Raw genomic sequence first — 12,518 nt, 5'->3', positions numbered from 1 at the left:
TCCTATCATAAAAATATTGTGTTCTCAATTAATTTTTTCCCAAATTTGATCCCATCTAACATATCATTTCTATTATTTGCTACAGAGACTACTCTTGCAAGAAAGGTCCCTGTAGTAATAATAAAGTCATTTCCTATATGTTCTAGGACCATGAAGTCTTTTTTTAGTTTACCTTTCGCAACCTTTTTGAACACCTCCCTTTCGTTTCTAAATTGAGGAATATATCCTTCAGTTATTGTGTTAGAGGGCACCTTAAAGTTGTATGTTCCCCAAAAAATTTTGTCACATTTTTCTGGTTCAACTGTGTTTTCTGGAAATTTACTGAAAAGAACACTATAGAGCTCTAATTCTGGAAGATTTGGGTATCCTTCTCCAATACAGTTTTCCAGGGTACAACAAAATTCAATAGTTGTTCCCTGTTTTCTAGCATTTATTTCCACGAAGTATATATTGAAGTCGTCATCTACTATGAAGTCGCATCCAAATATACCCCTATAACCTTGGGATCCTAAGAATTTTCCAATTTCTCTCGTGTATTCTCTCAATTTGGTTATAACTTCATTTGGAAGTTGAGAAGGGTATATAGAACCTGTAAATTTATTGCCATCAACAATTTGTTGATCTGCAACCCCAGCAATATACACATCTTTTTCATTGGCTACTACACCCAGTACAGTAGGATCATATGAATGGGGTATGTATCTTGAGATAAGATAGGTGGTATCAACTCCTTTAAAAAACTTCTCAACCTCTCTATGATTATAGGCAATAATGCTATTGGACCCCCCTGCACTGTATTCATTGGAGACAAAAATGCCTTCATCCCATTCTTTTCTAAGTATTTTTACCTGCTCTATTAATTCATTAAATCCATTACAAATTCTAAAATCTGCAATGGGAATTAGCCCTTTTAAAGAATTATATTGGAATGGCTTATTGTTAAACTTTTGTACAAGATAAGGATCAGGACCTATAAGTTTGACTTTTGGATATTCTAAAATTTTTAGATAAGGAGAACTCTCATACATATAAACATAAATTTCATCTTGATTGGCTAAGATTCTTTCAATTAACTTTTGTACAAATTTAGTATAAGATACTGCAGTATAAAATTCCATTGCTGTAATCCTGCAGCTTATCCTTTTTTTGTTATTAGATCTACATGAATATTTTTCAGCAACAGGATTTATTACTATAACGTTATCATAGTCATATTGTTCAAATACATCTGGTACTATTGCTACGAAATCTATATCTTTATCTGGCAAAATTTTTTTTAAAGCGTCCTTGAAAAATAGATTGACTCCATACGTCTTTAACTCGCCCACATATAAAAAGTAATATTTATTGGGATCATATTCAAAATTTGAAAAAATAACCTTATCCATACCTTACCCTGCCTTTATGAGGTTAGATATTTTTCCCCCTGTTTCAAAATAATGTTCCCTTATAATATGTTCTAGCTGTATCTTGTCCCTTTTTTTTAATATATGCAAGATATTATTATGCCTTGTTTTTATTTGCTCTGGAGAATAAATTCTTGGCCAATAATTAAAGAACAGGATATGACATATAAGTCCAAGTCTTTTTGTCTCATAAAGTAACAATTTGTTACTGCATCCATCAATTAACAGATTGTGAAATTGATTTCCCCATTCAATTAATTTTTTGTGATCTTTTTTTAACGCAGCCTTGTACATTTTTGTCACAATATTGGACAATTTTCTGATTTTTTTTAAGTTGTGTTCCAGGGCGTCTACTACTGCATAACCTTCTAAAAGGCCACGGGTAATATAAATATCAAGGGCTTCTTTTGGACTTGTGTTCTTTAGAAAAGTCCCTTTGTATGGTTTATATTCTAAGATTTTTTCAGCAATAAGTTCTCTTAGGGCCTCTCTAACAGGTGCCCTGCTAATTTTTAGTGTTTCTGCTACTTCTTTTTCTTTGACTTGAGCCCCAGGGGATATTTTCTGGGCGAGTATAAGGTCAATTATATAATTTTTTACTTTGTCTTTGTAAGTATGACGAGAAAACATAATAATTAAAGCTAGTTGTTAATTTTTAAAAAGTGTCGACAATTTTTAATGGATTCCTTTATAGGTGTCAAGGGAATTTTTTTATTGCTAATACACTATGTTATTTGTTAATTATAATATTAGTAAAGATTTTAATAATAATAAAATAATGAAAAAGGGAGAGGTAAATGAGACTCAAAAGTGTGTTATTGTGTGTTATCTGTTTGTTATTATTTGCTTTAAAAGCTTATTGTATAACAAATAGGACTTTGGGCTTTGAGTTTTTAAATGATGCCTTTTTTAAAGAGGATAATAAAATTTCTAGTAGTTGGGCTATGTTGTTTCATTCTAACATAGCCAGATCCTGGGAGGAGTTTGGCAAATGGGGTTCTAAATTGGAAAATATAGATGAGTATTTGGGGGGGGCAAAGGATTTATACCATAGAATCACTTTTAGTGTGGGACAACTTATCCAAACACCCGATGATTTAGATAGATCTGATCTAATAGAAGATGACGTCCCTTATGCAGGTCTTTTGGTGGGAAGTATTAATTTTTATTCCTATAATTCTCAAAAATTTAATGGGCTGCAATTGGTGGTTGGTGTAGTTGGGCCCCTGTCTCTAGGGGAGCAGACTCAAAAATTTGTGCATAGAAAAGATCCCAAAGGATGGACGCATCAACTTCATACAGAACCTATTTTAAATTTAAATTTCATGGTCAAGAGAAAATTATTTAAATATGGATGTAATCATAGGGTATCAATGGATTTAGATGTAGGATCTCATGCTGGTGTTGGTAACCTTTTTACTGAGGCAAGTTTAGTGACAGATTTTAGGTTTGGATATAATCTACCTGGTGGCTTTACATACAATCCATATCCTGTTGGTTTTAATTTAAACTATAACGCCGAAGTTCCAAGAAATAAGGATAAGTGGTCATTTTACATCACTTTAGGAATTAGTACCACTGGTTTTGCGAGAAATCTACTTTTTGATGGTAACACAATAAGGGATAGCCATAGTGTTGATAAAAAGGATTTTGTTGCCCAATTTTTTGGAGGGATTCATCTTGTGAAGGGAAGGTTTGCCCTTAGATTTTATGCCCTGGTGACCACAGATGATGTGGATGTGGGCAGTACTTACAAAGGAGCTGATAATGAGAGATTCGGTACGATTTTGTTGGAATGGACTTTTTAACAATTATATGGAATTTTGATAAGTTAGCTTATAAAATGGATAACTGTTAACTTATTCATTTTTAGTTAATAATTGGGATATGCAGTTATGTTTTTTTCTAAAAAGAACAAAGATGTCCTGGAAAGACAAGATAGCTCTTTTGGGGGAAAGGATTTAGATATTGTTGAGATACCCCTGGAGGCGGTAGCTGCATATTGGCTATCTTTACAAAAGGTTAGTGGAAAAAATTGGAAAAAAATAGTTTCAAATGAGGCCAGTTATACCTCAGAACCCTTTATAAAATACATTTTAGAACTTATTTTATCCTCGTTTAATGACGATTTAATTAGAAGGTATGCAAAATTTAAGATGAATACTTATTTAAAGGAGTTTCAGAGAAAATTTGTCATAATGAGTATTGGCCTTCTAGGCATATCAGTAAAAGAGAATCCTCAGCAGGTTATAATTAGAATAATGTCAAAATTTCCACTTCCCCCAACATCTGATGTAAAGCTCTTTAAAGAGGCACAAGCACTGGTAGCCAGTGTAGAGGAGGGGAGAAAGCCGTTTGTTGAGATTTACCATGGACTTCACCCGGAAATATTAATAAAAAATTTGTTATTTTATTCAATGCTCAGCAGGAGAAAAGGAGTGGACTTTTCTGTGGAATATTCCAAAGATGTGCGGTCTCTTTTTTTTAAAGAAGGGCTTAATTTGATACTTGATGGTTTTGACTCTGAATTTATAAAATATCGATTGAATCTTCAACAAAGAGAAATTTTATATGAAACAGAACAAAAGATGAACATGTCCATAGAAATGGCTATTTGCCTCAGGAATAATGTCCCTTATGAGGATATGTTTAAGGTGGCCAATAGTTTTTTGATTTAATAGATTTGTTGTTTTTTTTTGAAGGAGAGTCAATTGTCAGTTTTAAAAGGGGTCCTTCCATGAAGAACTCGTTGATATTTTTACTGTTATTATTTTTTATTGGTCCAGAAATTCTCTTGGCAAATGGAGTTGATTTAACAGGTCTGTCTATTGAAGAATTAATGAATTTGGAAATAACCACGGTATTAAAAGAGGAGAAAAAGGTTAAAGATGTACCTGCATCCATCTATGTGATAACCAAGGAAGACATAAAGAGATCTGGTGCTACTTCTGTACCAGAGCTGCTCAGGATGGTGCCAGGAGTTGATGTGGCTCAGATAAATTCCCATCTCTGGGCAATAACTATTAGAGGATTTAATGACGAATACTCCAATAAACTTCTGGTATTGATAGACGGAAGATCTGTCTATTACCCTTTATTTTCAGGGGTCTGTTGGGATAAACAGGACCTAATCTTGGAAGATGTGGAGAGAATAGAGATTGTCCGTGGCCCTGGTGCCAGTATATGGGGGGCAAATGCTGTTAATGGAGTTATAAATATTGTTACAAAAAATAGCCAAGATACTCAAGGACTGTATGGATCAGTGCTTGTTGGAAATTACTATAAAGAGATTTCCTCTCTTAGGTATGGTGGAAAATTAAAAGAAAATTTTACTTATAGGGTGTATTTAAAGTCCAGAGAAATTGGACACACGTACCAAAAGGATGGTGGGCACAGTCCTGACGACTGGCGGGATTTTAGAGGAGGATTCAGAATAGATTTTGTTCCTGCAATTACAGATTCAATCATGATTTCAGGCGATATATTTGATAAGCATACTGGCCATCTAATTTCTTATGAAAACCTAGCATATCCCTATTATCACTCTTTTGAAGACGACTCCAGAGAAAGCGGCTTTAATATAAATACTAGATATGAACATGCAATGGGAAAGGATAAAGTCATATATAGCAGTTATATCGATAGAACAACTTATGATGATCCAATATCCAACTGGGAGGTGTTAACCGTTGATGGCGAACTTCGGTACGAACATGAACTTGAGAGACACGATATTTTGATGGGAATAGGGGGAAGATTTATACGTACAGAATTTAATGGTCCTTTTAACTTTGATTTTAATCCCAGTTCAAAAAATAGTTATATTGGGTCACTCTTTTTTCAGGACAATATTTCACTTATTGAAGATAAGTTGTTTTTCTTGATGGGGGGAAAGCTTGAGAAGCATAAATTGGTGTCTGCAAAGTTTTTACCAACGCTAAGACTACTTTATAAAATAAATAAAAGTAATACATTATGGGCGGCTGTATCAAGGTCTATTAGGACCCCCTCCATGGGAGAAAGATATATAGTTATTCGAAACATTATGAGCAGACAGGGATTTCCAGTGGTTTTGACATTGTTAGGCAATGAGCATGTGGGATTAGAAAAGATTACTTCCTATGAGATGGGTTACAGGACTACTATAAATAAAAATTTGTCATTTGATGTTAGTGTTTTTGCAAACACTTACAGAGATATTCCTGATATTTCTCTTCCAAATCCACCCTATTCGTTAGTGGGGGCTGTGGGAAATTATTTAGATGGAGAGAGTTATGGAACTGAAATGGAAGTGAAGTCTAGGGTTGATGAAAAACTCACCATTCTTCTTGGGTATTCATATAAAAAGATTTTTTTGCATAGTAATACTCCAAATAAACTCATGATAGGCGAAAGGCTAGAGCATGAAACTCCCGAAAGCACTATTACATTAAGCAGCTATTTAGACATAACAAAAAATTTATCCATGAATATGTTTTTTAGATATGTAAGTGGACTAAAATCAATAAATATAGACCCATATTTTTCTATGAATATGGCCCTAAATTGGAAAGTGAATCAAAGTTTACGATTAAAATGTGCAGTTGAAAACCTGTTTGATCCAAAACATCCAGAATTTATTCCACACTTCTTAGATCTCTATAGAACAGAAATACCTAGAAAATATTATATAAAAATGGAATATAATTTTTAATTTTATGAAAAACTTTGTTAAAATCACAATTAGTGTTTTCTGTATCTGGACATTTCTTGTAGATACATGTGGTTTTTCGTGGGAGATACATAATGTTTCAGAATATGATGTAAAGGCTGCATTTGTGTATAATTTTTTGAAATTTATAAAATTGAAAAATGGAAAAGAGCAAAAAGATTATATTAATTTGTGTGTATGTTGCCCTGAATATGTCCAGGATTCCTTTCAAAAGTTAGATGGTAAAAAAATAGGATCTAAAATAATAAAAGTCGAATTCATTAAAAAAAATATTAAAAATAAAGTTTATAGTTGTGATGTTTTGTTTTTGCATCGAAATTTTGTAAAAAGTAACAAAAAATTAGATTTTATAAGAAATAAAAATATAAATTTATTGACTATAAGTGATTCAAAAGATTTTGTCCAATATGGCGGGATAATAGAGTTGTTTACACAAAATAATAAAATTAGATTTAAAATTAATTTAATTTCCGCTAAAAAGGCAAAAATAAAGATAAATGCAAGGTTATTACAACTAGCAAGAGAAGTGATAAGATAGGATTAGTTATGGAGATTAAAGCCATTAATTTCAAAAATTTGTCTATAAAAGACAAAATTGTTAGGCTAATATTTTTGATTACAGGTATTTGCGTAATATTAAGTAGTGTGATTTTAACAATCTATGTAAGTGTTTCTACAATTTATACAAAAAAAGAAAATTTAAAATTGTTGACAACAGTTGTTGGAAATAATTGTGTTGGAGCGATTTTATTTAATGACAAAGAGTATGCCAATGAGTTGTTAAAAGGTTTTTTATCTATTGATGATTTAAGATTTGTTGCAATTTTAGATAAAGATTTTAGGTTGTTTACATATTATATAAATAAAAAAAGATTAGCTAAAAAGTATCAAAGCAATAAAAAATTGTTCAAATCCATTGAAAGCATTGTAAAAAAGACATCATTTATTAAGGATATTTTTAATAATCAATTGAATGTGTATCATTCAATTGTGTTTCAGCAGGAATTAATTGGATATATAGTTGTTTCTACATCAATTAATTCCATTTATAAAGAATTATTTGTGATTTGGGCAGTATTCTTAGTTGTTTCAGTTTTAAGTATAATATTGGGATATTTTTTGGCCAATAGATTACACGGAGTTATTTCAGATCCAATAAATAAGTTATATGATAAGATGCATTATATATCAAAAAGTAAGGATTATAGCTTAAGGGTACAAAAGACTCAGGAAGATGAAATAGGTGCTCTTATTGATATGTTTAATGAAATGATCAGTCAGATTCAAAAAAGGGATATGGAATTAGAAGAACATAGGGGACGGCTAGAAGAAATGGTGGAAGCAAGAACTAAAGAGTTGCTGAATATTAATAAAACCTTAAATGAGACAGTGAAAGAGCTTAAAAAGGCCAAGACAAAAGCAGAAGAGGCGGCAAAGGCAAAGACAATTTTCCTTGCAAATATGAGCCATGAGATACGGACTCCTTTAAATGGTATTATAGGAATGGTAGAATTGTTAAAACACACTAAGTTAGATAGTCGTCAATTGCATTATTTAAATACCATAGAAAAGTCAGGTAATACACTACTTGCCTTGATAAACGATATTTTAGATTATTCAAAGATAGATGCAAATAAAATGGATTTTCATCCAGATGTTTTTGATCTGTGGTCATGTACAGAAGATGTCATTAAGACGTTTTTGCCCCAGAGTCTAGAAAAAGGACTTGATATAGATCTTAATATCTCAGAGGAAGTCCCTAGGTATGTTATAGGAGATGAGGCCAGAGTAAAACAAATTCTCATAAATCTTGTTGGAAATGCAATAAAATTTACCAACCAGGGAAGAGTATTGGTGGAGCTAAAGATAAAGTCCAAAGAAAAAGATATTAATTTAATAGAGATTGTGGTTGAAGATACAGGAATTGGGATACCTGATAATAAACAAGATACTATTTTTGAACCATTTAAACAGATAGATGAAGGTTGGTCTAGAAAATTCCAGGGGTCTGGATTGGGACTGGCCATTACAAAAAATTTAGTAGATTTAATGGGAGGGGATATCTCTTTAAAGAGCACTGTTGGAAAAGGAACTGTTTTTAAGGTAACCTTGCCTTTCAAAAGATCAAATAGAATAGATGAATATAAGGATAAATACAAATATACCGGTTTCTGTTTTTATTTGCTGGCTCCCGTTGAGACAGATTTAAAAGCATTTAAGAGAATACTAGGATATTTAGGCATAGAATATGAGATTATCCTAGAAGAGGATATCTATACAATAGACAATAGCAAAGGGGTATTGGTTTTAGATATAGATATTGCAAAGATGTATACAGATGAATTATCCTTTTTAGAAAATTCCCATTCAATATTAGGGATAGTATTGATTTCCAGTTTTGGACAAAATGTAGATGAGAAACTGCAACAATTTAAGTTTATGTTAAATAGACCAATTTTATTTCAGGACTCGATTAAGCTAATAAAAACCCTCACGTCAAAGGATAAAAAGGGTGAGCAAGATGAATATGCTAAAAAAATAGATTTATCTGATAAGCGGATTTTAGTAGTAGAGGACAATGAAGTAAATTTGGAATATCTAGTTGATTTACTTAAGATGTTCAATGTTAGGGTAATCACCGCAAATAATGGTAAGGATGCCATAGAAATTTTGAAAGAACAAAAAGTGGATCTGGTTTTTATGGATTGTCAAATGCCAGAAATGGATGGATTTAAAGCAACAAAGATAATAAGAAAATTTGAAAAGCAGGGTAAACTTCCCTCTAGATATACACCCATAGTGGCGTTAACTGCTTATGCTTTAAAAGGAGATAGGGAAAAGTGTATTTTAGCTGGTATGGATGATTATGTAAGCAAACCCTTTAATGCTCTAGACATACAGAAAATAATGTTTAAATTCCTTCGTGGAAAAAGCCTTGAATTAAAAGATCTATCTGGAACTTATCAAGATACAGAGGATTTTCATTCAATATTAAATGATCCACCCCTGGAGGAATTAAGAAAAGTAGGTGGAGAGAAGGTGGTAAAAAAAATAGTAGGTATGTTTATTAGTAAAGTACCTCAGTTGATTAGTGATCTTCAAACTGCATACCAAGATGGTGATATACAAAAATTTAACAATCTGGTTCATTCTCTAAAGTCATCTTCAGCCACTGTAGGCGCATACAGGGTTTCCCATCTAGCCTCTGAACTTCAAGATTTAACCAGGAATAAGACAAGAAACATTCAGGATTTGCGAGAAAAATTTGAAAAATTGATAGAGGAATTAAATATGGCTAAAGATGCCCTGCAAAGATATTTGAATAGTTTGGTTTAATTATTTGGAATCATAATTTTTTCCTCCACTGTTTGGAATATTTTTGATTTTATCGTTATGTATGGGCGAGAGATATATTTTTTCTTGTGTTATTAGTCCAATGGCAAACAGAAATTTTTTCTCATTATCTTTTGACCATATATTGAAGAAATTAAATATGGAAGTTATATCTTGTTGTTGAATTTTTTCTTTGAGGTTGTCTTGTTCACTATCAGTTGCATGTTTTAGTTTATTTTGTCCCAAGAGGTCATTATTTTGAATTGTTTTTGAATTTTCATTTACTGCTATAGTCTCTAATGGATTTATTTCTTGAAATTTTCTCCCTGGAATTTGCGATTTTCCTAATGCATCATGTTCTAATTGTTGATTGCTGCTAGGCATTATATCTATTTCAAAATGAAAATTATATTTAAATATTGTATTTTCTCTACTGATTAGATTTACAATATTCTTTCCTGGTTTAGTTTTAGATTTCATTGCAAAATTGGTATTTTGAATAAATTCTTGAGATAAATCTAATTCAATATTGACATCTAATTCCTTACCTTCATCAGTTTTTACAGTCAATTCTAGATCCATTTTTACCTTATCAATATCCTTATAAAGTTTGTTATATTTAGTATTTAATTGGTTTTTATGTGGAGAAAATTTATCTGTATAAGTTAAATTTTCCTTTAATGATGTATAACCTTTATGCAAAAAATAAAATTTGTCTATGTCAACAATCTCAACATCTTTACCAGTAAAATCTTCAATTAATGATTCTATTATCTTTAACTTATCAGAAGATAAATTTTTTAAATCTTTTTGTGACATGTTTGATTTTGATACAGATACTGGGTCTTGATTCTTGGATAAAACTAACTCACTGTTTTTTTGAGGATTTTTTTGACTGGGGATGTCAGTTTGTGTTGGTTGCAGGGGATTATACGTTAGTTTGCTATAATTATTTGAAAAATATAAGGTTGATGTGTTTATTTTCATGATTTATCCCTCCTTTTTTAACTCTTTTTTTAACTATATCGGTCTAGGAGGGATAAAATTTAGGGGAAAAAAATTTTTAATCTTCAGGAAAATCCATATAAATCTCCACTTCTCCCCCATATCCACGTTTTAATCTAGCATTTGGATATCTTTTTTTAAACACATGGATCATTTTTGTATTGTCGATAAGGACAGTTGCAATAAATCCTTTGTATCCGTTTTCTTTGGCAATTTTTTCAAGAATCTTTAATAGAAAGGAGCCAATACCCATATTTTGAAGATCATCTTTTACTACAAAGGCTACTTCTGCATAGTCGTTGCTGATGTCAGAGCTGGCATATGAACCAATTGCAACTATTTCTTTTTTTCTTCCCACTTGCAGCAGTCCCACCATAGTCATATTTTTTCGATAGTCTACCCTTGCCCATTCATTTTGTAACATCTGTCTTGAAAAGACCTTTTTTTTCTGGAAAAACCTGTAATATACAGTGGTTTCTTTTAGAGAATAAAAAAAGTTTCTCGAAGCAAATTCATCTGATGGAAGGAGTGGCCTAAATTCAATGTTTCTTCCGTTGGGAAGTGTATAGTTGTATTTGTACTTTTCAATGAATATAAGGTCCTCCTTTTTGGGAGGAAGTTGGTCAGGAAAGATATAGTGTTTTTTCTTGGCTTCATTAATCAACTCTTCCCTAAATTTTGGATGGGCAATCTGAGCAAGTTCCATTACCCTCTGATATATAGATTTTCCATAAAGTTCAGCTATCCCATACTCAGTTACAACAATATCTACGTCTGCCCTGGTTGTTGCAACACCAGCACCTTCACTTAAGTGTGGCACAATTCTGGAGACTTTTCCACCCTGGGCCGTTGAAGGAAGAGCTATTATTGAAAATCCATTTTTTGACATTTTAGAGCCCCTGATAAAATCAACTTGGTCACCAATTCCACTATAAAACAAATATCCCTTTGAATCTGTACAGATTTGACCAGTTAGATCTACTTCCAGTGCTGAACTAAGAGAAATAAAGTGGTCATTTTTTGCTATTATATTGGGATCATTTACAAAATCAGACGATTTAAAATAAAACATAGGGTTGTTGTTTACAAAATTATATAATTTTTCTGATCCCATGCATAGAGACGCCACAGCCCTGTCTGGAAGGTATGACTTTTTTCTGTTGGTTATAACCTTGTTTTCAAACAGAGGGAGAAAGCCGTCAGTTATGACCTGGGTATGTATTCCCAGATCCTTTTTATTCATAAGATAAGGCAAAATAGCATCAGGTAAGTGGCCAAATCCTACCTGAAGGGTTGCGCCATCATCTATTAGCTGATTTACATAGAATGCTATTCTCTCAATTATCTCTTTGTTCTTTTTCCTAGGGATAGCTTCTACCAGAGGCTCTTCATAGAAGACAAAATAATCTATGTCGTCTATATGTATTAAACTATCTCCCCATGTCCTTGGCATATTTGGGTTTATTTGGGCAATAACTAAATCTGCATTCTTCAAACCAGAATAAGTTATATCAACAGATATCCCTAAACTGCAAAAGCCAAATTGATCAGGGGGAGACACCTGAACTAAAGCCACATCCAGTCCTATGGACTTGGAATCAAACAAATTTGGGATTTCAGATAAGTAGGCAGGGATATAATCTATTTTTCCTTCAAAGGCAGCTTGGCGCATATCTAAACTAATAAAAAATAGTTTTAGGGAAAACCGTCTTAAAAAATTTTCATTATTTACATACCTTGCAAAGGTAGAGGAAAGCATCTGGTAAACAATGATATCCTGCAGGCTTTCTTCTTCCACCATCCTTCTTATAAGGTGCTGGGGTTCACCGCAACCTGTCCCAACAAATACGCGACTTCCATTTTTTATTTTTTTTATTGCTTCTTCAGCACTTACCAATTTTTTTGAACAAATTTCAGGAAGCTCCATAATTTTTATTTCTCCAGGTTATTGATTTTTGTTTTGAGTACATGTACCAAAAAATCTAACGAGCTAATGATATAGGAATATATCATTCATTATAATAGGTCAAGAAAGTGAAATTTAGGGGCTAAAGGAGAATGTT

Annotated in this window: 9 protein-coding genes; 5 read left to right on the top strand and 4 right to left on the bottom strand. The window is 32.2% G+C overall.

Annotated elements, in window-relative coordinates; genetic code table 11:
* Positions 1 to 5: 5 nt before the first annotated feature.
* Positions 6 to 1,388 (bottom strand): ATP-grasp domain-containing protein, encoded by a 1,383-nt coding sequence (locus ACY2V1_RS05575; RefSeq protein WP_461833808.1) that lies wholly within the window; start codon positions 1,386 to 1,388, stop codon positions 6 to 8.
* Between the two features lie 3 nt (positions 1,389 to 1,391).
* Positions 1,392 to 2,036, bottom strand: a complete 645-nt coding sequence (locus tag ACY2V1_RS05570; protein ID WP_461833807.1) for a GntR family transcriptional regulator — start codon at positions 2,034 to 2,036, stop codon at positions 1,392 to 1,394.
* Positions 2,037 to 2,203: 167 nt separating this feature from the next.
* Between ACY2V1_RS05570 and ACY2V1_RS05565 the strand changes: the two genes are divergently transcribed.
* From ACY2V1_RS05565 to ACY2V1_RS05545, 5 genes are all read left to right on the top strand, one after another.
* Complete coding sequence (locus ACY2V1_RS05565; protein WP_461833806.1) at positions 2,204 to 3,214, top strand: lipid A deacylase LpxR family protein; 1,011 nt, start codon at positions 2,204 to 2,206, stop codon at positions 3,212 to 3,214.
* An 87-nt stretch (positions 3,215 to 3,301) separates the two neighbouring features.
* Positions 3,302 to 4,084 (top strand): MotA/TolQ/ExbB proton channel family protein, encoded by a 783-nt coding sequence (locus ACY2V1_RS05560; RefSeq protein WP_461833805.1) that lies wholly within the window; start codon positions 3,302 to 3,304, stop codon positions 4,082 to 4,084.
* A 59-nt stretch (positions 4,085 to 4,143) separates the two neighbouring features.
* Positions 4,144 to 6,099 (top strand): TonB-dependent receptor plug domain-containing protein, encoded by a 1,956-nt coding sequence (locus tag ACY2V1_RS05555; RefSeq protein ID WP_461833804.1) that lies wholly within the window; start codon positions 4,144 to 4,146, stop codon positions 6,097 to 6,099.
* Between the two features lie 4 nt (positions 6,100 to 6,103).
* Complete coding sequence (locus ACY2V1_RS05550; RefSeq protein WP_461833803.1) at positions 6,104 to 6,655, top strand: YfiR family protein; 552 nt, start codon at positions 6,104 to 6,106, stop codon at positions 6,653 to 6,655.
* 8 nt (positions 6,656 to 6,663) lie between these two features.
* Positions 6,664 to 9,453 carry an ATP-binding protein gene (locus tag ACY2V1_RS05545; protein ID WP_461833802.1) on the top strand — a complete coding sequence of 930 codons (2,790 nt, stop codon included), beginning with the start codon at positions 6,664 to 6,666 and terminating at the stop codon, positions 9,451 to 9,453.
* Here ACY2V1_RS05545 and ACY2V1_RS05540 read toward each other — a convergent pair whose 3' ends face one another.
* On the bottom strand, positions 9,454 to 10,437 hold the full coding sequence (locus ACY2V1_RS05540) for a hypothetical protein (RefSeq protein WP_461833801.1): 984 nt from the start codon (positions 10,435 to 10,437) through the stop codon (positions 9,454 to 9,456). It abuts the gene before it with no gap.
* A gap of 76 nt (positions 10,438 to 10,513) precedes the next feature.
* Positions 10,514 to 12,382: a GNAT family N-acetyltransferase gene (locus ACY2V1_RS05535; RefSeq protein WP_461833800.1), complete on the bottom strand. Its 1,869-nt coding sequence runs from the start codon at positions 12,380 to 12,382 to the stop codon at positions 10,514 to 10,516.
* Positions 12,383 to 12,518: the final 136 nt, after the last annotated feature.

This window comes from Desulfothermus sp., from assembly GCF_053993635.1.
The sequence above is the reverse complement of the archived record's forward strand: the minus strand, read 5'-3'. Positions and strand labels throughout refer to the sequence as shown.

Coding starts and splice junctions, on each gene's coding strand:
- ACY2V1_RS05575 (WP_461833808.1), bottom strand. CDS start 1,388: ATGGATAAGGTTATTTTTTCAAATTTTGAATATGATCCCAATAAATAT.
- ACY2V1_RS05570 (WP_461833807.1), bottom strand. CDS start 2,036: ATGTTTTCTCGTCATACTTACAAAGACAAAGTAAAAAATTATATAATT.
- ACY2V1_RS05565 (WP_461833806.1), top strand. CDS start 2,204: ATGAGACTCAAAAGTGTGTTATTGTGTGTTATCTGTTTGTTATTATTT.
- ACY2V1_RS05560 (WP_461833805.1), top strand. CDS start 3,302: ATGTTTTTTTCTAAAAAGAACAAAGATGTCCTGGAAAGACAAGATAGC.
- ACY2V1_RS05555 (WP_461833804.1), top strand. CDS start 4,144: ATGAAGAACTCGTTGATATTTTTACTGTTATTATTTTTTATTGGTCCA.
- ACY2V1_RS05550 (WP_461833803.1), top strand. CDS start 6,104: ATGAAAAACTTTGTTAAAATCACAATTAGTGTTTTCTGTATCTGGACA.
- ACY2V1_RS05545 (WP_461833802.1), top strand. CDS start 6,664: ATGGAGATTAAAGCCATTAATTTCAAAAATTTGTCTATAAAAGACAAA.
- ACY2V1_RS05540 (WP_461833801.1), bottom strand. CDS start 10,437: ATGAAAATAAACACATCAACCTTATATTTTTCAAATAATTATAGCAAA.
- ACY2V1_RS05535 (WP_461833800.1), bottom strand. CDS start 12,382: ATGGAGCTTCCTGAAATTTGTTCAAAAAAATTGGTAAGTGCTGAAGAA.